This window comes from Paenibacillus sp. 2KB_20 (assembly GCF_052115765.1).
GTDB lineage: Bacteria > Bacillota > Bacilli > Paenibacillales > Paenibacillaceae > Paenibacillus_AQ.
The window spans coordinates 413,316-438,384 of the sequence record NZ_JBFRHH010000005.1; the positions used below are offsets into that span (position 1 = coordinate 413,316).

Annotated in this window: 24 protein-coding genes; 14 read left to right on the top strand and 10 right to left on the bottom strand. The window is 47.0% G+C overall.

The window, feature by feature from the left end; all coding sequences use genetic code 11:
• Window positions 1-17: 17 nt before the first annotated feature.
• The 3 genes from AB4124_RS16420 to AB4124_RS16430 form a co-directional block, all read right to left on the bottom strand.
• Window positions 18-965 carry a hypothetical protein gene (locus AB4124_RS16420; protein WP_441973507.1) on the bottom strand — a complete coding sequence of 316 codons (948 nt, stop codon included), beginning with the start codon at window positions 963-965 and terminating at the stop codon, window positions 18-20.
• 161 nt (window positions 966-1,126) lie between these two features.
• Window positions 1,127-1,642, bottom strand: coding sequence for a DUF4241 domain-containing protein (locus tag AB4124_RS16425; protein WP_441973508.1), 516 nt, complete (start codon window positions 1,640-1,642; stop codon window positions 1,127-1,129).
• Window positions 1,643-1,799: 157 nt separating this feature from the next.
• Entirely contained in the window at window positions 1,800-2,546 is a 747-nt protein-coding gene (locus tag AB4124_RS16430; RefSeq protein ID WP_441973509.1) for a sugar phosphate isomerase/epimerase family protein, read from the bottom strand.
• 207 nt (window positions 2,547-2,753) lie between these two features.
• Here AB4124_RS16430 and AB4124_RS16435 point away from each other — a divergent pair, with 207 nt between their 5' ends.
• From AB4124_RS16435 to AB4124_RS16455, 5 genes are all read left to right on the top strand, one after another.
• A complete protein-coding gene (locus tag AB4124_RS16435; RefSeq protein ID WP_441973510.1) occupies window positions 2,754-4,280 on the top strand; it encodes an ABC transporter substrate-binding protein in 1,527 nt (508 codons plus the stop codon).
• Window positions 4,281-4,318: 38 nt separating this feature from the next.
• Window positions 4,319-5,254: an ABC transporter permease gene (locus tag AB4124_RS16440; protein ID WP_441973511.1), complete on the top strand. Its 936-nt coding sequence runs from the start codon at window positions 4,319-4,321 to the stop codon at window positions 5,252-5,254.
• An 18-nt stretch (window positions 5,255-5,272) separates the two neighbouring features.
• Window positions 5,273-6,160 carry a carbohydrate ABC transporter permease gene (locus tag AB4124_RS16445; RefSeq protein ID WP_076326497.1) on the top strand — a complete coding sequence of 296 codons (888 nt, stop codon included), beginning with the start codon at window positions 5,273-5,275 and terminating at the stop codon, window positions 6,158-6,160.
• A gap of 173 nt (window positions 6,161-6,333) precedes the next feature.
• Window positions 6,334-8,028: a sensor histidine kinase gene (locus tag AB4124_RS16450; protein ID WP_441973512.1), complete on the top strand. Its 1,695-nt coding sequence runs from the start codon at window positions 6,334-6,336 to the stop codon at window positions 8,026-8,028.
• Window positions 8,006-9,571 carry a response regulator transcription factor gene (locus tag AB4124_RS16455; protein ID WP_441973513.1) on the top strand — a complete coding sequence of 522 codons (1,566 nt, stop codon included), beginning with the start codon at window positions 8,006-8,008 and terminating at the stop codon, window positions 9,569-9,571. Before AB4124_RS16450 ends, AB4124_RS16455 begins: the two co-directional genes overlap by 23 nt.
• 181 nt (window positions 9,572-9,752) lie before the next feature.
• On the opposite strand, the gene AB4124_RS16460 is transcribed toward AB4124_RS16455, so the two are convergent.
• Together AB4124_RS16460 and AB4124_RS16465 are read right to left on the bottom strand one after the other, a co-directional pair.
• Window positions 9,753-10,505, bottom strand: coding sequence for a superoxide dismutase family protein (locus tag AB4124_RS16460; protein WP_441973514.1), 753 nt, complete (start codon window positions 10,503-10,505; stop codon window positions 9,753-9,755).
• 103 nt (window positions 10,506-10,608) lie between these two features.
• Window positions 10,609-11,460 carry a hypothetical protein gene (locus AB4124_RS16465; RefSeq protein WP_441973515.1) on the bottom strand — a complete coding sequence of 284 codons (852 nt, stop codon included), beginning with the start codon at window positions 11,458-11,460 and terminating at the stop codon, window positions 10,609-10,611.
• A gap of 267 nt (window positions 11,461-11,727) precedes the next feature.
• Between AB4124_RS16465 and guaD the strand changes: the two genes are divergently transcribed.
• From guaD to AB4124_RS16480, 3 genes are all read left to right on the top strand, one after another.
• On the top strand, window positions 11,728-13,092 hold the full coding sequence (gene guaD, locus AB4124_RS16470; protein WP_441973516.1) for a guanine deaminase: 1,365 nt from the start codon (window positions 11,728-11,730) through the stop codon (window positions 13,090-13,092).
• A gap of 57 nt (window positions 13,093-13,149) precedes the next feature.
• Entirely contained in the window at window positions 13,150-14,502 is a 1,353-nt protein-coding gene (locus AB4124_RS16475) for a uracil-xanthine permease family protein (protein ID WP_441973517.1), read from the top strand.
• A gap of 269 nt (window positions 14,503-14,771) precedes the next feature.
• Window positions 14,772-14,885 carry a putative holin-like toxin gene (locus AB4124_RS16480; protein ID WP_441973518.1) on the top strand — a complete coding sequence of 38 codons (114 nt, stop codon included), beginning with the start codon at window positions 14,772-14,774 and terminating at the stop codon, window positions 14,883-14,885.
• A gap of 252 nt (window positions 14,886-15,137) precedes the next feature.
• Here the strand turns inward: AB4124_RS16480 and AB4124_RS16485 are convergent, their stop codons facing one another.
• Complete coding sequence (locus AB4124_RS16485) at window positions 15,138-15,872, bottom strand: SMI1/KNR4 family protein (protein ID WP_441973519.1); 735 nt, start codon at window positions 15,870-15,872, stop codon at window positions 15,138-15,140.
• Window positions 15,873-16,257: 385 nt separating this feature from the next.
• Between AB4124_RS16485 and ssuC the strand changes: the two genes are divergently transcribed.
• The 6 genes from ssuC (at window position 16,258) to AB4124_RS16515 (ending at window position 22,012) form a co-directional block, all read left to right on the top strand.
• The gene (gene ssuC / locus AB4124_RS16490; RefSeq protein ID WP_076326528.1) at window positions 16,258-17,013 is read left to right on the top strand and encodes an aliphatic sulfonate ABC transporter permease SsuC; all 756 of its coding nucleotides are present in this window, start codon (window positions 16,258-16,260) and stop codon (window positions 17,011-17,013) included.
• A 55-nt stretch (window positions 17,014-17,068) separates the two neighbouring features.
• Entirely contained in the window at window positions 17,069-17,824 is a 756-nt protein-coding gene (locus AB4124_RS16495) for an ATP-binding cassette domain-containing protein (RefSeq protein WP_430108225.1), read from the top strand.
• 114 nt (window positions 17,825-17,938) lie between these two features.
• Complete coding sequence (locus AB4124_RS16500) at window positions 17,939-18,955, top strand: ABC transporter substrate-binding protein (RefSeq protein ID WP_441973520.1); 1,017 nt, start codon at window positions 17,939-17,941, stop codon at window positions 18,953-18,955.
• Window positions 18,952-19,851, top strand: coding sequence for an aliphatic sulfonate ABC transporter substrate-binding protein (locus tag AB4124_RS16505; RefSeq protein WP_441973521.1), 900 nt, complete (start codon window positions 18,952-18,954; stop codon window positions 19,849-19,851). Before AB4124_RS16500 ends, AB4124_RS16505 begins: the two co-directional genes overlap by 4 nt.
• A 1-nt stretch (window position 19,852) precedes the next feature.
• A complete protein-coding gene (locus tag AB4124_RS16510) occupies window positions 19,853-20,995 on the top strand; it encodes an LLM class flavin-dependent oxidoreductase (RefSeq protein WP_441973522.1) in 1,143 nt (380 codons plus the stop codon).
• 27 nt (window positions 20,996-21,022) lie between these two features.
• On the top strand, window positions 21,023-22,012 hold the full coding sequence (locus AB4124_RS16515; protein ID WP_430108235.1) for an ABC transporter substrate-binding protein: 990 nt from the start codon (window positions 21,023-21,025) through the stop codon (window positions 22,010-22,012).
• Window positions 22,013-22,350: 338 nt separating this feature from the next.
• On the opposite strand, the gene AB4124_RS16520 is transcribed toward AB4124_RS16515, so the two are convergent.
• The 4 genes from AB4124_RS16520 to AB4124_RS16535 form a co-directional block, all read right to left on the bottom strand.
• Window positions 22,351-22,767, bottom strand: coding sequence for a hypothetical protein (locus tag AB4124_RS16520; protein WP_076326516.1), 417 nt, complete (start codon window positions 22,765-22,767; stop codon window positions 22,351-22,353).
• 211 nt (window positions 22,768-22,978) lie between these two features.
• Complete coding sequence (locus tag AB4124_RS16525; RefSeq protein ID WP_441973523.1) at window positions 22,979-23,494, bottom strand: hypothetical protein; 516 nt, start codon at window positions 23,492-23,494, stop codon at window positions 22,979-22,981.
• Window positions 23,495-23,532: 38 nt separating this feature from the next.
• A complete protein-coding gene (locus AB4124_RS16530; protein ID WP_441973524.1) occupies window positions 23,533-23,784 on the bottom strand; it encodes a WXG100 family type VII secretion target in 252 nt (83 codons plus the stop codon).
• A gap of 396 nt (window positions 23,785-24,180) precedes the next feature.
• Window positions 24,181-24,510: a nucleoside triphosphate pyrophosphohydrolase gene (locus AB4124_RS16535; RefSeq protein ID WP_076326518.1), complete on the bottom strand. Its 330-nt coding sequence runs from the start codon at window positions 24,508-24,510 to the stop codon at window positions 24,181-24,183.
• Between the last annotated feature and the right edge of the window lie 559 nt (window positions 24,511-25,069).

The following is a 25,069-nucleotide window of genomic DNA, read 5'->3' on the forward strand; positions in this document are numbered from 1 at the left end:
GGCGGAATCTTTAAAAGTTACACCGCTTTCACATAACGAAACCCCTGTGCAGCAAACGACCCCGTAGTTGGAAGTACGATTTTTTTATTATCTTCGCTGAAAGAGCCTCCTTCTGCATCAATGCGAGAGTAATGTCTCATGATTACATATCCATGGTTGCAGTTTGGGCAGACACCTATATTAATGACGTAGGTTTCTTGAAGATCACGGGCTTCATTGTTTTTGAAAATATCATATCGATTGACGATGTCTATAAAAGCGTTGAAATTATCGGATTGGATTTCTTGAACAAGAACATCGTGGAGCTCCGTGACTCTCTCAAAGGTGAGCTCTCCCAGCTTGTGTTCTGTCACATACGCTCGTTTGCATGCCGTACAATGCAGCGTGCCCTGCTGGGAGAACCAGCCTGGAAATGTGCTACCCAACAGGAATCCGACAAGGCTCAAACTCCAACTGAACCAGTTGGAACCTGAGGATGAATTCATTTCAATGACCTCGCCGCCACGATGTATGAAGCTTGTTTCGCCAGTCTTCAATTTAAAGGCAAGGTAATTTGGAAACGTAAGGACATTTTCCTGCGCATCGGTGTAGTTGCGGATAGGTTCCCCTTTAAACTGATGATTGATCGTATGGTCTTCAGTTACATACGTTGTTTGATATTCACCATATTGAATCAAGAAAAAGGTGATGAACGCCATGAGTAATGAAACCGCATAATATTGCCTGGACGGCTTATAGCCTCTGCTTACGATTCGCCAAGTATAAACCGACGTTGAAATCATACCCAAGGCAATCGCACCCAAAGGAAGAACAAATAAGATGGAATACGAATATAACTCGAAGTCCGTCAGACTCAATATGCCGATGGCAATGACTACCGACAATAACATTCCGATTAGACCGATTAGGTATGCCGGTGGAGCCTTCTTTGCGTGCTGCTCACTCTTGTTAATCCTAAAACTCATGGAATCACCTTCGATTTAAAGTGGATTCCCTATTTATTCGCTAACCTTCCTGTAACTCCTCTAAGAGCTGCTCCGCCTCCTCTGTTAATTCAGTAAAACAGCCATAAAAGGATTACCTTCCATGGCTGTTCTTACTCACATTTCGTTTCACTGACCCTCGACTAGCTCTTAATAAACACAATTTTTACGCCGACCACCTGCTCCTGCTCATTCACGGCCTTATACACGCCGTATGCACCATCGCCCATGCCGGTACGAGATACGACGCCTCCATCCAGAACGCCCGCTTCTTCTCCACTCCCGGTGATGTCGCAGCAGGCATAATACCATTCCGTATCCGTATCCGAGCTGTCCGAGGTCGAATCCGCGTCAGGAATCCGGTACTTTCGAATATCAAAAATCCCGGCCTGCCCGCTATCCACCCCAGCTACAAAAGGACACTTGATCCACTCCAGGAATGCCCCCTGTTCAGCTGCCGAGTGATGGTAAGCCGTTAGCTTGGCGTTGGCTTCGCCCCAATCCGGGATCTCCACCTTCTCCACTTCCCCTACCCACGTTCCATTCAATACGGCTTCCAACACACCCATAATAATAATGTTCGTATCCAATTCATAACAAGGATCGGCCACAACCAATTGTCCGGAATTCACTTCAAAATGGCCCAGTTGAATGTTCAATGAAGATACCTCCAATAACAACGTATGATGGTTCTATTTTAGCACGTATGATCGGAAGTGTTTAAATGGTGTCCAAGCCACCTCAATACAACGTTTTTTACAGTCAGACTTACACCCATTAGACAAAGATTTTAGCCTACCTATCGACCAATGCCCCTTATAGCATTGATTTCACATGGTCGAGCGAAATCTTGACACTCTCATAGCCATCGATCTTCATGCGGTCCTGCTCAACAACGACCCACTCGTAGCCCGAGGACTGGGCCTTCTCGATAATGCCTTTCAGATCAAGAATGCCCGTTCCCACCTCGGTCATCTCTTTGCCTTCTTTATTCACCATGTCCTTCACGTGAACCGTCTTGCAGCGTGAGCCGAAACGATCCATGACCTCCACAGGCTCACGGTCAGCGTGCGTTGTCCAAAACATGTCGATTTCAAAGCCCAGCTCCGCTTCCGTTGTTGCTTCTCGCAGCATTTCGAGTATGGGTTGATCACCGAACTCGTTCGTGAACTCATGATCATGATTATGATATAGAAGATCCATACCGGCTGCCTTGATCTTCGGGCCCATCTCTTTTACGATCGCGATCAGGCTATGTACGTCTTCCATCGATTCCATCTTATAGTAAGGGATCACGATATAGGAAGAGCCGATGACTTGATTGTAAGCAATAACCTCTTCCAAATGATCCAGCAGCTCCTCCATTCGCGTATGGCTGCCCATGGCTTCCAGTCCCGCCTTCTCCAGCATCGACTTCATCTCTTCTGCCGGAATATCAGCAAATCCCGCAAATTCAACGCCATCATAACCGTTCTCCCTTACCTTTCTAAGCTTCGCAGCGAAATCTTCCTGATCGTAATCGCGCAAAGTATACAGCTGTAACGCAACCTTCAGATTTGTCATGCCTAATCCGCCTCATTTCCGATGTTAAGTTATGGCAAAGAGCCTGCACCATCTTAGCACAAACCTGTTTACGGGGAATCAACAAATGCGGCTTTCCGGATAACAAGTCATTTTTTCAATCATTTAAGACATTATTTTTACAGATACGCGTTCACCTTGTTTGTTAAGATATTAAACAAGATTCTACTAGAGAAGGGTGTTGTCAAAATGAAACGAATACTGTCATGCGCACTGGTTATTATAACAGCGCTTTCAATCCTTGCCGCTTGCGGAGGCAAAGATTCCGGATCCGGCGCTAAGAACGATTCGGGACCTGTCACTGAAGGAGATTTGAAAGAAAAGGAGCTCGTGAAGCTCAACGTTGTCATGATGGGCAATAACAAGAAAGATACCGCAGAGGTCGTGGAGGCCGTTAACGAAATCACAAGAGATGAGCTGAATGTTGAAATGGACCTCACGTACATTTCGTACGGGAATTACGTACAACAGACGACAATGATGATGGCCTCCGGTAAGGGAGTGGACTTGCTTCCGATCTACATGACGCCACTGGCTACGGTTGCCAACAACGGTCAGATCATCCCGCTTAACGATTTGCTTGAGAAGTATGGTCAAGACCTCGTTAAAGAAATCGGTCCTGAGTACATCGAGAGCGGACGCATAGGCGATGACATTTACGGTATTACGACAGGTCGCGACCTTGCCAAGGCCTACGGCTTCCAAATGAGAAAAGACTTGGCGGATCAATACAACATCGATTACGCCAATATCAAAACACTCGATCAGTTGGAAGAAGCGCTGACAACGATCCGCGAGAATGAACCCAACGTAATCCCTGTCGTTCCATCGAACGGTGAGCTGGTTCGTAACTGGGGCTGGGATACGCTTGGCGACGATATGACCAACCTTGGCGTACTGATGGATTTTGGCAAGGAACTGAAGGTTGTCAACTTGTATGAAACCGAGTTTTACAAAGATTTTGTTACACGCACGCACAAATGGTATCAATCCGGCCTGATCATGAAAGATGCGATTAACAATACGGAAAGTGCCGGCACGCTGATGAAAGCAGGCAGCGCATTTGGCGGATTTGCCAACCTGAAGCCTGGATTTGCCGTACAGGAGACGAGAAATTGGAACACGGAAATCGTCGTATCCGAAATCATTCCTCCTTATACAACAACCTCTGACGTGCAAATGGCTACTTGGACGATCAGCAGCGGAAGTGAGCACCCCGAAGCGGCGATGAAATTGTTGAATTTGATGTACACCGATCCTGAAATTGTGAACCTGCTGATCTACGGTATTCAGGATAAGCACTATGTAACCGTTGGCGATGCTGCGAATGGACAATCTATGATCGACTTCCCTGAAGGCGTAAATGGCGGCAACAGCGGATATCCCCCGACTAGCGGCTGGATTTGGACAAATCAAACCATTGGTCATGTATGGAAAGGCAACCCGGCCGATTATTGGGAAGTTCAGAAGGAATTTAACAACACGGCCACCCGCTCTGCAGCATACGGCTTCACCTTTGATTCAAGCCGTGTACGAAACCAGATGACTGCGGCGTCCAATGTCGTTGCTAAATACCACGAGGCCTTGATGTGCGGGGTTCTTGACCCTGAAACGACATTGCCGATCTTCCAGAAGGAACTGAAGGATGCGGGCATTGACGACATTATTGCCGAGAAGCAATCCCAGCTTGATAAGTGGGCTGCTAACAATAAATAATCTTTTTTCGATTATTGGCTGAAAGGAGAATGGCCATCATGGCAGCATTAAAGGTAAAAAGAGCTGGAAAAACCGGTTATAAACGCTTTATTCCCAAGTACATCATGATGATTCCAGGCCTTATTTACCTGCTGATCAACAACTATGTACCAATGGCTGGCATCATCATCGCGTTTAAACATATTAACTGGAATAAAGGCATCATCGATAGCCCGTTTGCAGGCCTAAGCAACTTTGAATATCTCTTCAAGACGAAGGAGGCATGGATCATTACCCGAAACACCCTGGGATACAACCTTGCTTTTATTATTTTGGGGACTGTTTTAGCCGTTGCCATTGCCATAGTCTTAAATGAAATTCGTTCAAAGTTTTGGAAAAAGAGCTACCAAACGATGATCCTGCTGCCTTATCTGATTTCCATTGTTGTCGTAAGTTATCTTGTATTCGCCCTGTTTAGCTCCGAGTCCGGTTTTATCAATCACTCCATTCTGGAGCCTCTCGGACTGAAGAGCATTTCATGGTACACGGAGCCGAAATACTGGCCCTATATCTTGACGATTGTGCATCTATGGAAAACCGTCGGATATAGCTGCATCATCTACTACGCGACCGTAGTCGGCATTGATCGGGGCTATTATGAAGCGGCTGTAATTGATGGGGCGAACCGGTGGAAGCAGATCGTTCATATCACATTGCCTTCTCTGAAGCCAACGATGATTACGCTCGTGCTGCTTGCAATCGGAACGATATTCTATTCCGACTTCGGACTGTTCTACCAGGTACCGATGGATTCCGGTCCGCTTTACGATGTTACCAATACGATTGACACCTATGTTTATCGCGGCTTGATCAAATTGAACGATGTGGGCATGTCCTCTGCCGCAGGTGTGTACCAATCGCTGGTCGGATTCACGCTTGTCTACATCGCCAATCGACTCGTTATTAAATTCAGCAAAGAGAACGCGCTATTCTGACGCAAAGGAGATTCGAACATGGTTGATAATAGTAGAGCGTTTCAGATCATAGCGAATATTCTAATGTTCTTGTTCATGATATTCTGCTTGTTTCCGTTTGTACTGCTAGTCGTCTCTTCCTTTACCGATGAGGGCACGCTGATCCGGAACGGTTACTCGCTGTTTCCCGAGAAGTTCAGTTTGGAAAGCTATGCGTACATGTATGAAAGACTCGATACGATTGTACGTGCCTACGGCATCACAGTCTTCGTCACGGTTGTCGGTACGGTTACCAGCTTGATAATCACCGTATTGCTGGCTTACCCTCTCTCCAGAAGAGATTTGCCCCATCGCGGAAAATTCGCTTTCTTCGTCTTTTTCACGATGCTGTTCAACGGCGGGTTAGTACCTACCTATATTATGTGGACCCGCTATTTAAACATTGATAATACAATTTGGGCTTTGATCATTCCCGCCCTGCTGCTCAATGCCTTCTATGTCATCATGATGCGTACGTACTTTACGACGACCATACCTGACGAAGTCATTGAAGCCGGAAGAATCGACGGTGCCGGAGAATTCCGCATTCTCTTCCGCATCGTTCTCCCCATGTCGCTGCCGATGGTCGCGACGCTGTCGCTCCTCATTGGACTCAACTATTGGAACGACTGGAGAAACGGTCTGTATTACTTAACGGATCATAGCTTGTTCAGTGTACAAAATATGCTGAATACGATGCTGCAGGATGTTAGATTCCTTGCAAGCGGCGGAGCTGGCGGCAACGCTAGCGAAATTGCATCCAATATGCCTAGCGTAGGGATTAAGATGGCGATCGCCGTCGTCGGGGCTTTACCGATTATGATGGTGTACCCATTCTTCCAAAGGTATTTCGTAAAAGGGATTACGGTCGGAGCCGTTAAAGGTTAGACCTTGCTTTCTCACAAAAAAGGACAAGAAGCACAGCATGAATGTTCATCACCTTGCTGGCCTATTGTCCTTTTTTTGAAATCATGATTTTCATGGAAATAACTTGTTCAGCCTGATCCAGGTGTCTTACGTGATATAATATACAAACATATTAAATCCTAGGTGACCACATCATGAAAAGAAGGTACAGCGCTTCATTTAAAATGAATATATTTCGCGCAATATTGCTGATTACGTTCCCGCTAATCGGGATGCTGCTTGCGTTCAACTTCTATTCCTATTACGCGTTTAATGCGAAATTTGTCGAATCGAATCAGCAATCCTACGCATTGTATGCTCAAAATTTGCAAAACGATCTGGATGCCATCGATAATTTTTTATCCAACGTTGCCGTAAGCGATTACAATTACGCAACGCTGAACAGTCCTGTCAGTACGCTTCGGGCTCATGTTGCGTCCCATGAAATTATGACGCAGTTCAATACGGCTCTGAACTCGTATGACTTGGCTAATGCTTTTTTTATATATAGTGCTGTCAATGACACTTATCGCGACATTTTTGATACCGGGTACAGTTATGAAACGAAAGAAGCCATTCGGCTGCAGATGCGTGCATTGACGCAGCGAGCAGAGAACCATTATAACGCGGGCTGGCTCGATTTCGAAGTTGAAGGTAAAGCCTATCTTTTCAGACTGCTCGGAAAAAACGGCACGTATGCCGCTGCCATGGTGGATTTTGATCAGATCCATTCGATGGATCTTGTGCAAAAAGGAACCGAGGTGATTTACGCCAACAATCAAGGCGCTCCGCTGACGAATAAACCATTCGTCGCAGACCACGAGCTCCAATTAAACGAATATAACAACAACTTTATCATGATCAGCCAGCCCATTCAGAATACGAACCTTCAATTGATCTTTGCTGTACCGAAGCCGGATGTATTCAAGGGAGGGCTTGCTCTATTGTTCGCGCTGTCCTTGTTCACCATTATACTTGTGATCATCAGCTTATTCTTCTTCAACCGGTCGCTCCTCTCTCCTTGGCATCGCCTGATGACGAGCATTGGCAAAGGCTCAGCACAGGAGCTAAGAGAAGAATACCGCATCGAAGAGTTCAAGCAGGTAGGTGCAGCATTTAACCATTTGACAACCCAGGTCAATCACTTGAAGATTGTCGCCTATGAACATGAGATTGAACGGCAGAAGGCCGAGCTGCAGCATTTGCAGCTGCAAATTCGCCCCCATTTCTTTCTAAACTGCTTGAAAAGCCTGTACGGGATGGCCCAGCAGCAAAGCTACGAGCGCATTCAGCATATGATCCTGGCGATATCCAACCACCTACGCTACAATTTCAAGGATAATCTGCAGCTTGTCTCCCTTCAGCAGGAGCTAGATCATGTTCTGAACTATATTCGGATTCAGCAAATTGCTCATCATGTTCCGCCGCTGTGTGAATACAGCGTCGATAGCGCCTTGAAGGATTTTACGATACCGCCTCTATCCATTCAGGCCTTCGTGGAGAACAGCATCAAATATGCAACGAAGCCGAATGAACAGCTGCGGGTCGAGATTAAAGCGATTCTGCTGGAGAGTGACGATGGAGATTATGCGGATATCACCATTCAGGATAATGGCGACGGCTTTACGGATTCGATTCTGCAGGAGCTGAATCATGGGGACAGCAGCTTCCATAAGGATATCCATATCGGAATTAGCAATGTGCGTCATCGCTTGTCCATGCTGTACGGGGAGCGGGCTATGCTTGCCTTTTTCAACACAGAGAAAGGTGCGGTTGCCGAAATCATAATCCCGATCCATGCAAGAATACAAGACAAGGAGGAAGCTTATGAACGTTCTAGTGGTGGATGATCAATATGATGTTGTGCAAGGAGTTATAGCAGGAGTCAATTGGCAGGAGCTGCATATCGAACAGGTATATCCCGCGTATGGCCCGGACGACGTCAGAACACTATTAAATCATCATCATGTACATATTATGCTGTGTGACATCGAAATGCCGCTGGAGAATGGACTGGAGTTGTTCAAATGGGTAAAAGCTCAATTTCCTGCCATCGAGTGTATCTTCCTGTCTTCTTATTCCGAATTTGAATATGCGCAGGAAGCCATTCAGCTTGGCTGCTTCGATTATATTCTCCAGCCTGCAAGGTACGAAGATATTCAAGCATCCATTGAGCGTGCGATCCATAAGATTCATGCCAATACCCACATGCGGCAAATTTATGAGTATGGTGCCTATTGGCGGCAAAATGAAGAATTGCTGCTCGAGAACTGTGTCCGCAGCTTCATGCTGGATTTGCGAATGCATCCGCAGCAGCTGCTGCGAGATTTGAGCAATATCCATATTTCCGTCTCCACTCAGGCTCAATTCGGTTCCATCCTGATCCAGCTTACGAAATCGAATCCGCACAAAGACACCATAAAATATGAGCTGAGAAGCATCATATCGGAGCTCATAGAGCCTTATAACCTCGACCTGCTGTTCGTGCAGCTGGATCAGATGAATTATTTGACACTTCTTTTTACGGAGGGTGTATTCGATGCCCCCATCTCGGAATTGATGAAGCAATTTATCGACATGGCACAAAATGAGCTCGGCTGCTCAGCAGCCTGCTATATCTCCGATATCGGGGAACCGGAAAAGCTTAAACTGCACTACAAAGCACTCTGCCATATGCGGCAGCAAAATGTCGCTTTATACAGCAAAGTCTTTACGATGCAGCATCTGAACAAGATCAAGGATAGTTCCTACTCCTTTCCCAACATGCAGAACTGGTCCATGCTCATATCCCATAACAGCATTAAGACCGTCCGGGATCAGATCCATAGCTACCTCCATCAGCAAAAGCAGCTGGGGATTATGTCCGCTGAATTTCTGGCCAGGTTTCATCAGGACTATATCCAAATATTCTTGACAGCGGTTAACCAGCTGAAACTGGAAGTGAACGACATCTTTTTTGAGCAATATCCTTATGCCGACTATATCGAAGCATATACATCACTGGATAAAATGATCGACCTAGTCCATTTCACGCTTGATTATGTTCAAGCGCATGCCGGGGAGGCTCACCATACCCAATCCCCGATTGAACGGGCCATTGATTATATCAATCAGAACATCGAGAAGAATTTTAGCCGTGCGGAAGTAGCGGAAGCCATCTATCTGAATCCGGAATACTTATCCCGGTTGTTCAAGAAAGCGAAGGGCATATCCCTAAACGACTTTATTATCACGCGGAAAATGGAAATCTCGAAATCATTGTTAATGAGCACGCACATTCCGGTTCATCTCATTGCTTCCAAGGTGGGTTACTCCAACTTCTCTTATTTCTCCCAGGTGTTTAAAAAGCACTGCGGTCTCACCCCGCTCGAATATCGGCAGCAGCAGGGCTGAAGGGGGGATACTCCAGTGGATCGATTTAAGCGAATATTGAAAATAAAGCAGAGAGGCCAAGAATCTTAGGAGATTCTTGGCCCCTCTGCTTGTTCTCTTCTTCTCACTAATGCACAACATTCCATTAAGATCCAAATCTCTGCCGATGCCCGATTGTCCTGTATAGCTCCTAACAGTCAAGTTACTCCGGGATATTTCCCCCGGCCACCCGATCGCCGGAATTGCCCGATGGATCGGTTACTTCGTCATCTTCGCCGGCATGAATGATCAGCGAGCGTCCGAGCACTGAGTTCGGCTGGTTCTTTTCAAGAGTTCCATGCTGGATGATCATCTCCGCTTCCACGGTGCCGTCTGCGCCTACGACCAGATTCGGCATATCGCCAACATGGCTTCCTTGCGGATGCTTAAGGCCATGATGCTTGTCGGTCGGATTAAAATGCCCACCAGCAGATTTGAAATCCCTATCTTTGATCGTGTTCTCATGCACATGGAAACCATGCTTTCCTGGTGTGAGGCCGGATGCGGTAATCTTCACCTTCACCCCGTCATTGATCTGCTCCAAGGTAGCGGAACCAACAGACTCGCCTGCCGCATTGTACAGCTTGATTTTAGGAAGCTCCATGGATTCCTTTCTGGTAGCCTGGTCCCAGTACACTGGTTGGTTAACCGAATTCAAAACCGTGCGAGCGGGCACATCGTTGCTGCCGGTAGGAATCTCAGGATCCGAGACCGCCATCCCTTGTTTATCAAATGGGCTGTCAGCAGTGAAATTGTCCTTGCCGTTAACGGAGTAGCTTATTTTAGACGTCATATGTTTAATCGCATCGAAGGTTCCTTCGGGATTCGCAGCAACGTACAAAATTCCTGTAAACAGCAGGGCCCCTGCAAGAAATGCTCCGGCCTTATACTTTAACTTGTTGGTCTTCTTTTTCACTTCATCGCCTCCTCCTGAATGATGATATTCATTCATCTCCCAATCCCCTGATTTTATACGTCTAAGCCGTTATTTTATGGGATATGAGGCGTTCGAAAAAATATTATTGGATAACCCCATGCAGCTTCAGCTTGCCCATCAGCATGGTTCTGTACGTCTCTTGATCGTAATGGGAGTTGTTGATTCGTTCCTTAGTCAGTCCGAGACTATCCAAGATCCGGTGCTCCAGCTTGCGCCGGGCTTCCAGTACGTCCAGCGTCCCTTCAACGCCCTCCAGACCGTGATGTTTGCCGTATCCCTGCTGAGTGTAATAATGGACGAATCCTGTGGACCAGGCCTCCGGGCGTTCCCGGATGGCCTTGCGGAATGCGTATTCCAGACTGTCCTGTTCAATGTAGAACAATACAGGGTTCAGGCCAAGGATCGCCTTTTCCAGCCCCAGCACGTAGTCCATCACTTGGCCTTCCGGCGCATCATATTTCACCATGCCAACGGTCACCGGATTCTGGATGAAGCAGCACTCAAAAATCATAACGGCGGGCTCATCTAGCGCCTGCTCCGCAAATGCCTCCCACCGCTCGGTGATAAGTCTCCTGTTGAGGTCCAGCGGGAGCTCGTAAATATCCTGCTTGGACAACGATTGATATAGGTCATCTGGAAAAGAGGTACCGTATTCGTTCTTCAGCTTCTGGTAGGGCAAGAGCTTCCAGCTGCCTTTTTGGGCGGCTCGTTCGATCAATATTTCTTTAAAGGAGCCTGCGGCCTGCAGCAACTGCTCGAATTCTTCTTCAGTCAAGCACGCCGTTCCCTCAAAATCCGCCGGATGGTCAACATCCCCTTCCATCACAAGCCGGGCCTCGATGTTTCGTTCGGTTAAAATATCATAAATCATACGGGACGTCGTCGATTTGCCGAATCCCGGCAGACCTTCGACCATGATCAACTTTGTCTTCATTTCAATTCCCCTTCAATCTCAAAAATAATGGCAGATTCAGTTATTCTGTGGGAACCACCTCATATCCTCTTCTCTCTATATAGAAGTAGCCCCGATATCCCCAGACAACTCCGAATGATCTCAATCATGTTCCTGACCTGTCATCATGATGAATTCTTCAATAGTGACTCAAGCTCATATCTATTCGCCTTTAAACTATGGACATCTCTTTTTTAACGGACTATAATGACAAAAGCGCTCTAAAAAACGAACATTAAGGCGGTAAATATGAGTAAATATATGTTATTATTTCAAGGGACTTCTTTTTCAAGCAAATCTCCCAAAGAAATTCAAGTATTAAGAGACTATCTTTACTGTATCAATGCGGACGGTATAATTGAACGAATCGTGGCACCGGAAGATGCCGACTATCAATCCTTGCTGGATACGTATCAAGGGAGCGACAGCTTTCACCGACTAGAGGAAGGACAGTATTTCCTGCCTGGCTTTGTCGACTTGCACGTTCATGCGCCGCAATGGGCTCAATCCGGAACCGCATTGGACATTCCGCTCTATGATTGGCTGAACACCTATACCTTCCCGCTGGAATCGAAATTCTCCGATCTGGAGTTTGCGCAAAAGGTTTACGACGATGTGGTAAGCACCCTGCTGGCCAACGGAACAACGACAGCCCTTTATTTTGCCACGGTGCATAAAGAAGCCAGCTTGTTGTTAGCCCAAATCTGTGCGAGCAAAGGCCAGCGCGGACTTGTCGGAAAGGTCGTCATGGATGATCCCGAGCAGAATCCGGATTACTACCGCGATGTAGACACATCCACGGCACTGGCGGATACGGAGGAATTTATTATTGCTGTACAGGAACTCGCCAAGACCACAAAACAAGGCGTGTATCCCGTCGTCACTCCACGCTTCATTCCAAGCTGTACCGATGAGGGGCTGAAGGGGCTAGGCGAGCTGGCAGCTAAATACGATACGTATGTGCAGTCCCACTGCAGCGAAAGCGACTGGGCGCATGGTTATGTGAAAGATCGATTCCAGAAAAACGATGCGTTTGCCCTGCATGATTTTGGCCTGCTGCGCGATAAATCGGTCATGGCTCATTGTAATTTTCTCGATGATCAGGATGCCGAATTATTCGCTGACACCGGTACCGCGATCGCGCATTGCCCGATATCCAACGCGTATTTCGCCAACAGCGTCATCCCGGTCGCCCGCTTCCACGCCAAAAATGTCGAGATCGGTTTAGGCTCGGATCTATCCGGCGGCTTCTCACCCAGTCTCTTCGATAATATAAGACAGGCCGTAATGTCCTCGAGGATGCTGGAAGATGGCGTGAACACCTCCCTTCCTGCGGAAGCTCGCGGCGTGCCCGAGTCGCGGATTACGGTCCATGAGGCATTCTATCTGGCTACGGCTGGAGGCGGTGAAAGTCTGAGCCTGCCGATCGGTCGCATTCAAGAAAACTACGCATGGGATGTGCAGGTGATCGATACGAGACTTCCATCCGCCAAGCTGCCGATTTTTGATGAGAATGAAGACGCACAAGATATTTTTCAGAAAATCATGTATCTGGCACGGCCTGAGCATATCCGTGAGGTGTGGGTGCAAGGGGAAAAGGTTCATACGCGTTAAGAATAATAGAGGTTGTTCAAAAAGCAATTCATCCTAACATTCGAGGTGTCCAGCGGAGTGAAAACACAAGCAGACAAGCAAAATGACGAGCAAACGAAGTCACAGCATCTAACGGTTCCCCCCGACGGCAAAATATCTTTCGGGAAATCCGCCATTCTCGGTTTACAGCATGTCGTCGCGATGGACGTCTATGTCGTCCCTTTCCTGATTGCCATGTTAATCGGCTTGGCGCCTAATCAGTCCAGCGCATTAATTCAATCTACGTTTATAGCCGCCGGACTTGCCACGATCGTGCAAACGTATTTCTGTATGAAGCTGCCGATGGCGCAAGGTCCTTCCTATGTTCCACTCGGCGCGATTGTCGCCATTTATGCCGCCAGCGGCGGCGGGGAGATGGGTTGGAGTTCCGTGCTGGGTGCGAGCTTAATTGGCGCGATCCTCGTGATTATTTTGGGGTATACGGGAATTTTTAATAAAATCGTTACATCCTTCATTCCGCCTATTGTCGGGGGCACGATCATATTCATCGTCGGTCTGTCGTTATTGCCTGTTGCCATCCGAGACAATATTTACGGCGCTACAGACGCTACCATCAATCAGAACGTGCTGCTGGCCCTGATCTCAGCTGGTGCACTCATCCTGTTCGTGATCCTGGGTTCTTTGTTCCGCACAAGAGGCGCGATATTCCGAGTTACGTCCGTGATGATCGCATTAATTATCGGGTGTATCTCGGCCAACTTTATGGGTGTGCTGGATTTCAGTGCTGTCGCAAACGCCAAGTGGTTCAGCATGCCGCAGATTCCGTTTAAGGATTTTGGCTTTTCGTTCGACTTCTCGGCGATCATCACCATGATCATTATTTATCTCGTCCTGCTGGCGGAAACGACGGGTACATGGTTTGCCATCAGCAACGTTATTGATAAACCGTTAACGGATAAGAACATTAACCGTGGGGTGATTGGTGAAGGGATTAGCTGCCTGATTGCTTCAGGACTCGGCTCTACGCCGGTTACCGGCTATTCCACGAATGCAGGGATTATCTCCATCACGGGTGTGGCCAGTCGTCGAGTCTTTCTGGCGGTAGGCGGATGGTTTGTCCTCTTCGGCTGCTCCGGCAAATTGGCCGCGCTGATCTCCTCGATCCCAACCGCGGTCATCGGCGGCGTATTCGCCATCGTCTGCGGCATCATCTCGATTAACGGGATCCAGGTCATGAAGAACGAAAAAATCGGGGAAAAAGAAATGTACATCATCGCCATCCCGATGATTTTGACGTTGGCGTTAGTGCTCATCCCTAAAGATTTCTTGTACACGTTGCCTACGTTCGTGCAGTATTTGCTGGGCTCACCAATTCTAGCTGCTTCGCTTGCAGCGATCTTGTTGAATAAATTGCTGCCTAGTGCGAAGTAGGTTGTAGGGAGAGGACATTGGAGTTGTATATATGCTAAACGGGGCTGCCCTCAAAGAGACTACGTTTATCGTAGACTTTGGGGGTGGCTTTTTTGTATGGGTGTTAGTCCCCCAGCGCCTCCAAAACCCCATAGAAACGCGAATGTATTTTAACTAACTTGAGAGAGCGACATAATAGGCGCTCTTCTTCCATTATGGTATAATTAACCATAACAACAGAATGGCTAGTATGGGCGGTCGGCTAGTCTCCCGGAAGGGAGGTGATGCCTGTGGAGGTTAAGGATGTTTTGACATTAATGATCCAATTCGGTTCGCTGCTTGTCGCGCTGGTCGGGTTGGTCGTAACGATTGTCTTAGCATTGAACCAAAACAAAAAGAAATAGGCCGCCCTAGGCAAGGGTGACGACCTATTTCTGAACCTTGTACAGCCTACCGCCCTTAAAAGCGGCTGTTGTCAGGAGTGAGGATGTTAGCAGCATCCTCGCTCCACTTTATTATATACATATTGTACCATAAAATTACCCAGCATTGTAAATGCAGAAAAGTACAAGATATCCAAAAATACACTATAATTTCACATCCGGAAATATGTAAAAGGTATACTCCGTCCACTTCCTACTTGCTTCCTCAATCCATCACTGTTCTGACAGATTCGTTCGAAATGCAGGCAAGTTGCTTGCTTTCCCCATCTCCCTCAGCAACTTCTCCAAACTAGTTTGCTCAAAAGACGCATGATATGCGGCCAGCGGGTCATCCGTCTCCTCTTCCGATCCGGAGAGTTCAAACACAATTAGAACTTCGTCCTTCACATAGATCTTCCAGGCATTCAGCTCTGACCCCTCGTCTATCTCATGCTCCCGCTCCAGACCTATGCATCTGCAATAGTCGGACAAGCTCCACAAACTCTCATCGAAAATGGCCCAATACGGAAGCCGATCCTCGACGCCTAACTGAACAAGAGCCTTGCCAGCGAGAAAACGTTGAAGCGATCGATTTTCCAGCTGCCAGTCGGGGGAGTTCCACGCGCAGAGGTAGACCGGTGGATCTTCCTGCTCCAAATCCTGAATTCGGATCCCGCAATATATCACGGACTCCTCTACTTGATAGAAGACCAGAAACGCTTTGTCTGTCGTAAAAAAAGTATCATCGGGAATGAACACATCCTGCAGAGGGAGCGGTTCATATTGGTTATTGGACCCTTGAGTGATGTATGGGGATCGTCCCAAAATCTTATAATATTCCCGCAGCACTGTCGGCAATGGGAAACCCAAGCTCTGTTCCTTTGCTTGAATGTCCGCCTCAGAAATGCCGTGGGCCTCCTTGTGATGCTCTCCCAATATACGGAGAAGTCCTTCGATTGTCGCTTCCATTAATTTGAGTCGACCTCCTCGGATGCGCCTTGATATCATTTACTTCTCTAAATATACTGCAGATTCGAGGATGTGCCTAGGAATAGGACATCATTGCAGGCCCATTATAAATGGTACTGAGGCCGCTTTAGTTAGCTCAAGCTCTTTCCCGCTTTTATAGCGTGGAAGCATTTGAAATTCAGGTTGACGAAACCAAAATCGAGAAGTATAATCAAATCCATATTAAACTTATAGGAATTATTAAACATTAAAAGATACCGACCATTCAAATGGAGGTCACAGCCTCAGCAGGATATTCTGCTGGAGTTGTGGCCTTTTATTTTTACCATCCTATTATTGAAAGCTAGGTGAGTTGAAGGTGATTCGAAAGTTCATTTCCAATCCCATGATCGGAAAATGCATGCCTTGGGTTCTCCCCATCTTACTAATCGCTCTGTGGTCCATATTATCCAATCAAGATGTTATATCTAGGAAGATCCTCCCCCTGCCTCAGGACGTTTTATTTTCTTTCAGAGATTTGCTGTTATCAGGAGAATTAATCGAGCATATTTCAATTAGTTTTCAAAGAGCGTTCATTGGTTTCTTAATCGGCGGGGGGATCGGTCTTGTGCTGGGTTTCATCAACGGCTTATCTTCCATCGCTGAAAAATTGTTAGATACGACGATTCAAATGGTACGCAATGTTCCTCATCTGGCGATGATTCCATTAGTCGTTCTATGGTTTGGCATTGGTGAGGAATCGAAAATATTTTTAGTCGCGATCGGCGTGTTATTCCCGGTCTACATCAATACCATGCACGGCATTCGCTCCGTAGACAACGGATTGATCGAAATGGGGAACGTATACGGGCTGCGCTCAGCTTCGCTCTTTTGGAAAGTCGTTCTGCCTGGCGCACTTCCTTCCATTTTAGTCGGACTCCGCTACGCTTTAGGCATCATGTGGTTGACTTTAATCGTATCCGAAACGATTGCTACGAATTCGGGAATCGGCTTTCTTGCCATGAACGCAAGAGAATACATGCAAACCGACATTATTCTTCTTACCATTTTGCTTTATGCCTTATTTGGAAAGCTGGCCGATTCCATCGCTAAGCTCTTAGAGAAGCGGTTTTTACAATGGAACCCGAATTATCAAAAGTAAGCTCTGAAAGGATGTGTCGACCCTGAATTCCTCAACCCATGGTGTACATCTTCACATGACAAAATTACAGAAAAGCTTTGGCGACCAACCTGTACTTCGAGGCATTGAGCTAGACGTGAAGCCAGGCGAGTTCATTGCCATCATCGGGCGAAGCGGCTGCGGGAAAAGCACGCTATTGCGCGTGATCGCCGGGTTGGAACCATCCACGTCGGGAGAAATATGGATCAATGACCAACCGGTTCAGCATGTACATCCCGAAACTCGGATGATGTTTCAAGATGCAAGGCTTTTGCCTTGGAATAAGGTCATCGATAATGTTGCGATCGGACTTCGAAAAGAAGACCGTCATAAAGCCGAAGCCGCTTTAGAGCAGGTTGGGCTGGGTGCGCGGGCCAATGAATGGCCATCCGTGCTGTCCGGCGGTCAGAAACAACGAGTCGCCTTAGCAAGAGCGTTAGCCAGCCATCCAAAATTATTGTTGCTCGATGAACCTTTAGGAGCGCTGGATGCATTGACCCGTATTGAAATGCAGCAATTAATCGAATCGCTGTGGCAGCAGCAGCCATTTACGACCGTCTTGATTACGCACGATGTCGAAGAGGCTGTCCTCTTGGCCGATCGCGTGGTGCTCATTGAAGAAGGCAGCATCGCTATGGATCGAATTGTCCCTTTCTCACGTCCGCGTCAACGGGGAAATGCCGAGGTGGCAGCATTCATCGATAAAATCCTTAAGCGGGTCATGGGCATAACCGAAGTGGAAAGCCGAAATGAAGCAGAAGACCTCCCCTATCCCTTAAAGAAAGGGTCATAGGTTGTAGCATAAGCCCGCTTGTAAGGCTTAATGGATAACCATTTCTTGAAGGAGGTGGATCAAAAGCGAGCGATGACCGGACGTGAAACCGAAAAAAGAAAGGAGCCCTGAAGCATGCCTAACATCGATAACACGCAAGAAATCGTTAAGGAAATCAGGATTACACGCTGCCCGGTTCCGACAGCAGCCAGTTTGGCCCTTGACCTAGGGCTGCTTCATCAGGAGCTTGAAAAGTCCGGATGTACGGCGGCGGAACTGACAAGAGACGCCAATCACGCTTTGCCTCATGCGCATTTTAATCACACCTTGCCTTTCCTGGTGCGGGAAGGAGGAAATATTCCGGCTTTATGGGCGCGCTCTACCGGGAGTGATACACGGCTTATCGGACTTAGCTGGGTCGATGAATATCAAGCCATCCTTACCCTTCCTGACTCGGATATTCAGGAGCCTGGCAATTTGCGTGGAAAACGAATCGGGATTCCTCGTCATCGTTATTTAGAGATTGATTTCCGAGCTGCCCAAGCGCTTCGCGGTTTTCATAATGCGCTCTCGCTTGCGAATCTTACGCTGGATGACGTAAGCATCGTTCATCTTGAGGCGTTTCCTGAAGGAAGAAGGGATTCATGGAATACCGAAATCGAGGCGCTGCAGCGACGTGAGATCGATGCCGTTTTTGTCAAAGGAGCTACCGGGCTTGAGGCCGCCCGTACGGTCGCCGTGAAGGAAGTGATCGAGCTTGGGTTCCATCCGGATCCGCTGGTGCGAGTCAACAATGGCGTGCCCCGAACCGTGACCGTCGACACGGCATTGACGGAGCAGGAACATGTCGTTGAACAGATTCTCACTTCTCTGCTTCGCGCCGCGGATTGGTCCAAAGATCATCCCAATGATTTCATTCGGGTCGTTACAAAAGAAACCGGCGCTTCATCCGAATATGTGGCAGCTGCCTACCGTAATATTTCGCTTCGACCGACACTACGCGAAGACTATTTAACGGCGCTTGATGCCCAAAGCAGGTTCCTGTTCGAGCATGGTTTCATCCCGAATCCCGTGAACGTTTGGGACTGGAGTCTTCCAGAACCATTAGCCGCGGCTGAACAAAACATAACCAAAGGAGTGTCCCTCACATGACTCAAACGAAAGCAGACGTAACCATCGGCGTTCATCCCAATAATCATTCGTTATTCGTATTGCGCCGCTTAGGCTTTTTAGAAGAGATTCTTAAAGACCATAATGCATCCGTTGCTTGGGTCGATTACACCGATGGAGCGAAGACGCCTCTACGTATCGCTTCCGGAGAAATCGACTTTGGAGGTACAGGGTCTACCCCGCCCTTAACCGCGCAGGCTTCAGATATCGATATTGTGTACGTTGCGGTATCTAACCCTCGTACAGCTAGCGGAGCCTTAGTCGTTCGCAAAGAGTCGCCGGTGCAATCCGTTGCGGATTTGAAAGGTTTGCGCATTGCGCTTTCCGAAGGGTCCTGGCATACGAGTTTTCTGGCAACCGCGCTCGATAAAGAAGGCCTTCTATATGATGATGTCGCTCGTGCGGATATAGGCAATGAGGGGGCCAATGCATTGCTGGCGGGCGAAGTGGAGGCATGGGTCGGCAACGACCCGCAGCTTACGGAGCTGCATAACAAAGGACTCGTTCGTACGCTGGTGCCGCTTGAATCCCATATCACTCACCGTTCTATATGGTTTGCCGACCGGGATTTTGCGACCAATCGACCACAGCTGCTCAAGGCCGTTGTCGAAGCTCTGCAGCAGGCCGATGGTTGGATTCAAAAAAATACGCATGAAGCGGCAGAGCTTTTTGCCCGGGATTTGCCCCATTGGCCTTCCGTGGATTCATGGGAAGCAGCGCTTCGGCGCAGACCTTGGGGGCTGCAGCCGATTACCGAAGAATTCATAACTGAACAGCAGCAGGTTGCCGATCTGTTAGCACGACAACACATTTTGCCTAAGGAAATTGTCGTTTCAGATGCCGTTTTGCCTGTACCCGTAGAAATTGGAGGAGAATAACGTGGCTGCACATAAAGACAACGTTGAAGTGTATTGGTATTTAACAGCGCCGGATGGCCGCAGCCCTTGGTCAACGGAGGGCGCTCGCAAAATCGATTTACCTTACCTAAGGCAGATTGCCTCGGCAGTAGACCAATTAGGGTTTACCGGCGCATTGCTGGCAACGGGCCCGCATGATACGTGGGTGCTTGGCTCCTCCCTTATTTCCAGTACGAACAATATGCGTTTTCTCATCGCTTTGCATCCGCCGTTGATCTCGCCCGTGCTCGCCGCGAAAATGGCACAAACCTTCGATGATTTTTCCGGAGGACGCGTATTATTAAACATCGTGAACGGAAACACGGCGCAAATGCGCGCCTATGGTTCAACGCTTGGGCATGATGAACGTTATGCCTACACGGATGAATGGATTCAGGTGTGGAAACAAGCGGTGGCCGGGGAAAACCTGGATTTCCATGGCAAGTATATTACCGCCGAAGGCAAAGCCTTACAACTCTCTTCCACGCAGAAACCAACGCCGCCCCTGTGGTTTGGCGGATCGTCGCAAGCGGCTCATCTCACGGCAGCCAAGCATATCGATACGTACCTGAGCTGGGGCGAAACGCCTCCGCAAGTCGCAGAGAAGATTCAAGATCTTCAAGCTTTAGCTGCTGAGCAAGGCCGTACCATGCGGTATGGCATCCGGTTATATCTGATCGTTCGCGATACGGACGAGGAAGCTTGGCAAGAAGCGGATCGGCTGCTCAAGACGATGGATCCGCAAACCGTGGAAAATATGCAGAAGGTCCTTCGTAATAGCGATTCGGTGGGGCAGCAGCGCATGCTTGGCAATCACAACGGCCAAATTCCTAAAGACGCTCGGGAGCTTGAAATTTATCCGGATTTATGGGCCGGGATGAGTCTGGTAAGACCAGGTCCGGGCACAACGATCGTAGGCAGTCCGGCAACCGTTTTGGCGCGCTTAAGAGAGTATCAAGATGCGGGCATTTCAACCTTTATTTTCTCCGGTGTTCCGCTGCTTGAAGAAGCTTACCGTGTGGGAGAATACATCCTGCCCTATCTACGCATCGACCATCAGGCCGTGACCGCACCGAAGCAAGAAGAACAGGAGAAAGTCTTCACTTGGGCTCACAACATCCACTAAATGATCAGGCAAAAAGGGAAGTGTCCTATGCGAAAAATAAGCTTTCATTTACTATTCATATTTCTATTAGTAACGTTAGCGGCTTGTGGTAAAGCCGGTCAAGCGAAACAAGCCAACCCTGAGGATGATGAGGCCGTACCCGTTCGTCTAGGCATACTGCGTAGTGCTCAGCCATTAAGTTTATCCGATGAAGGCGGGCCCCTGTATAAAAGGCTTGAAGCAGCCGGAGCGAAAGTTGAAAAGACCGGCGGTTTTGCGGCCATGTCTCCGGCGATCGAAGCGTTAAACGCAGATTCCATCGATATCACGATTGGCTCGATCACTGCTGCAATTAGTGCTCTTGTAGGTGGATCATCCGAATTCACCATTTTTACGAAGCAGCCTGGCGATCAAGATAATCAAGGCATTGTCGCCAAGCCGGAATCCGGCATTAAGAGTCCTTCCGACCTTCGAGGTAAGAAGATCGCCGTCAACCGCGGCGGTACCGGCGAATACCTACTATATAAAGCGCTGGAGAAAGGTGGGCTCAATGCAAGCGAAGTCGAGATTGTCTATCTTCCGCCAACGGAAGCAGGGCCTGCCTTTGAGAGCGGGCAAGTCGATGCTTGGGCGACATGGGGTTCATTTACAGCCGTTGCGCTCGTCGACTTCGGTGCAGAGCTGGTCATATCCGCAGGCGACATTGAATCTGACAATGATACGGTGTATATTGTTCGAAATGGCTTCCTGAAGGAACATCCTAAACTCTTGTATGAAGTTTTCGAAGGCTTGAATGAAGAGTCCGCACTTCTGTCTGAAGACGTCGATAACACCGTCCAATTAATTCAAGATATCCAAGGTGTCTCTGAACCCGTTGCTCGTCAACAATTAGAAGGCTCTTTATTCCCGCTAGACCCTATTGATGACACCGTCCGCCAACGTTGGCAAGAAGTGGCCGATTATATGTTTGAAAAAGGGATTATTCCGAATGAAGTTGATGTTATATCTAATACGGTGGATGTGAGGACGTTGAAGTGAAGCCGTTGAGGAAGATCTAAGAGGAGCGAAGTACAAGTAAAAATCGTTAGGGTGGAACCATTCGAGGACACGAAGTCTATTGAGGACTTTGTGTCCTTTTTTTCAGCTACTAACGTAAATAGTTACTTAGAGATCCGGGAAAGAGGACTGAGAAATCTATATACGCCCACCGATTCGAAAATTCACTTAAGTAGACTTGTGGTTAAATATTTTGTCTTATACTGATCTAAAACGTTATTGATCATTAATGATTGATGGGTTCATACAGTACTGGGTAGCCCCCTCCAAAAAAAGAAACCTTGAAAGACCTAAAACCAATCAAGGTATAGAGCGCAAAATTACGAATGTATTTTTGAAAGAAAATCTTGAAGCATATTTTTCACTGGTAAGCTCGATGTTTGCGATAAAATGCTATTAACACGTTGTATTATTATGGGATTATCTAATATCATTTTCTTACTATCTTGATTTGTAAAACTTCTTAGTGTGTCAATGCATATCTCGAACAATTCAACATCATTAGTGCTCAGCAATGCTATTAAAATGTTAAGTTCATACATATTGCACTCATTATCTAAACAATATGCCAATTTTCTTTGCCATTCTACTGGTTTACTTAGTACTTGATTAGATAATTCATCCCAATCACTTGGACTAAATTCTGCAAGGATCTCGTTTGCAATGACACAGCCATCATCGTACCACGAATCTACTGTTGTATCCGCAGATAATAGGTTATCTAGTTCTTTGTACATATACATTGCCTCCATTTAATGTTGAATTAAAAACCTGCTGGGCGAGATGCATTTACTGTTCCTGTTGGATAACCACTGGTCACATTTTCACCAGCTTTAATTACATCAATTTCAACACCATTAACAATAGCTCTATGCCAAGTTGCCCCATCTAATTTTAGAAAGATTTCCATCTAGGAATTGTGTGGTAAACCTTACTTTTCTCGTACCATCAGGGCGAGATCTCTTCAACTGCATAATTTGGATTACGGTTAGTGATTTCAGGAGAATGCCCACCAATTAAGTCATTCTTATTTGGTTTTTTGCGTTGTCCCTCCAATATCTTATCTTTCATTTCTGGACTAATAACAGTACTGTTTGTTGGTATAACTTTACCAACCTCACCTGGCCCCTCAGCTTTCTTCGGCGTTCCTCCTCCATCTCCACTCGAATCATGCTTCAAGCCATCATTACCTTTTCTAACTTCATATTTAACAGATGGACTCAATATATCTTTCGGTCTCATAAGAGGTACTGTTGCACCTGTAGCAATTCCTGCTGCTCCAATGATACTGGCAACATGTTCTGTAGACCATGCATTTGTAGGAAAAATAGCTTCTCTAATAGTTCCATGTACTCCAAAGGTCATACCATTGGCGAAGTCATTCGGGGAATCAAAAAGCTTATCAGCTCTTTCCACATAACCTTGGTAAGCACCTTTGGGTATGCCAGCTGTCCAGTAATCCAAAAAGCTCCACCGAAGAATACCGTTTATCATATCTCTCGTTAGAAGCAGCCATTATTAATGCGTTTTAATTCATCACTAATTGATCTCATATATTCAATCGTCTGGGTCATTTCGCTGCGGGCTCTATGAAAATCTTCAAAAAAACGCTGCCGCGTCGTTCCCTCCCACATCAGCATGGTATCCATTTGATGGTCCAGTGAACTTATTCTCCATTCCATTTGCATGGACTCTATACGGAACTTCTCAGCGACTTGAATCAGCAACTCGGGCGGAACCTGGATTTTGGGCATTTATATCACTCCATTATTTGCTAAACAGATTATACTTTCAAATGCAAATAACTGAAATTGAGAAAGTTAAAAAATCGCCTACGTGCTAACGATTAATGCACTTGCAAGGGCGCTTCATGTACATGCATCGCCATTCTTATGTATTAATGATTTATCCGATCCGTTTCTTCTTTCTCTAGGCATCAACTTATTCTTGAGCGCGATCCCGTTAATTAATTGAATGTTCAATCGTTTCAGCGTCTCTGCTGGTGTCCCCGTTCGATCGCACCTTTCAAATGGGGAGCCAATAAACGCCCCCCTGATTGCATAACGAAGGAAGTCATTATATAGATTCCGGAAGCATTCTGCATCCCGGTGATTAAATCGTCTGCTAAGTTTTCCGTAATCAGTTTGACATTAAGCGTTGTCGTCGACATCGATTAGATACACCCGTTCTTGGAATCCGCCTCGAGCTTCCGCCTTCTTCTCTCTCAAGGCTTCAAGCTCTCCCCATGTTGCTCCATGTACCACCGCCAATGCCCGGATAACCTCAAGCATATCTGCAAGTTCTTCCAATGACTCCTTTGAACTTTCAGCGGCAAAGTACTCTTCCGACTCTTCTTTCAGCTTTATGATCAATTCTTTCTTATACTCTTCCTCATCCAAGATCCGTGTGCGAAATTCTTTGCCTGTAGATTCAATGACTTGGGGAATCATATCCCGAACTAGCTTGTTGTAAACCGGCATAGATTCTCATCCTTTACATGGTTAATTATGTATTTACATTGTATCATATCAAAGAAGCATTCCTGACGTTATACGAAGTAATAGCTAGAAGAGAGTTCTTTTTTACAATCACCGCAACTGTCAGATAGATACTTAATTAATGCGAAATTTCCCATTCTAATGGGTCCTACATTTTACATCTACGGTCTTTTTTCAACTATAATTAGTGGTCTGCTACAAACTACTAAACTCCTGAGTACTTGGATATTAGAATTAACTAACCCTCTACGGCATATCCGCAAAAAGCAACAACGGTCCGAATAACGGAAAGGCCAAAACCATCAAAAACTCTAAATCATGGACAACCCAACGGTAAAATCCGTATACCTGTTCTGATCCAAACCGGAACTTCGATGATCCCTCTACAGTATGGCAGTCAACGTTAACGACGTGTCCACCAAGATTACACCTTACATAAACTACTCCACCAGTTCCTTCTATCACCTTCGTTGCACAGCCATCAAAAAAACGCACCTCCCTGTGGAGATGCATTTTTCACTGGATTTCATATGCTGCAAAC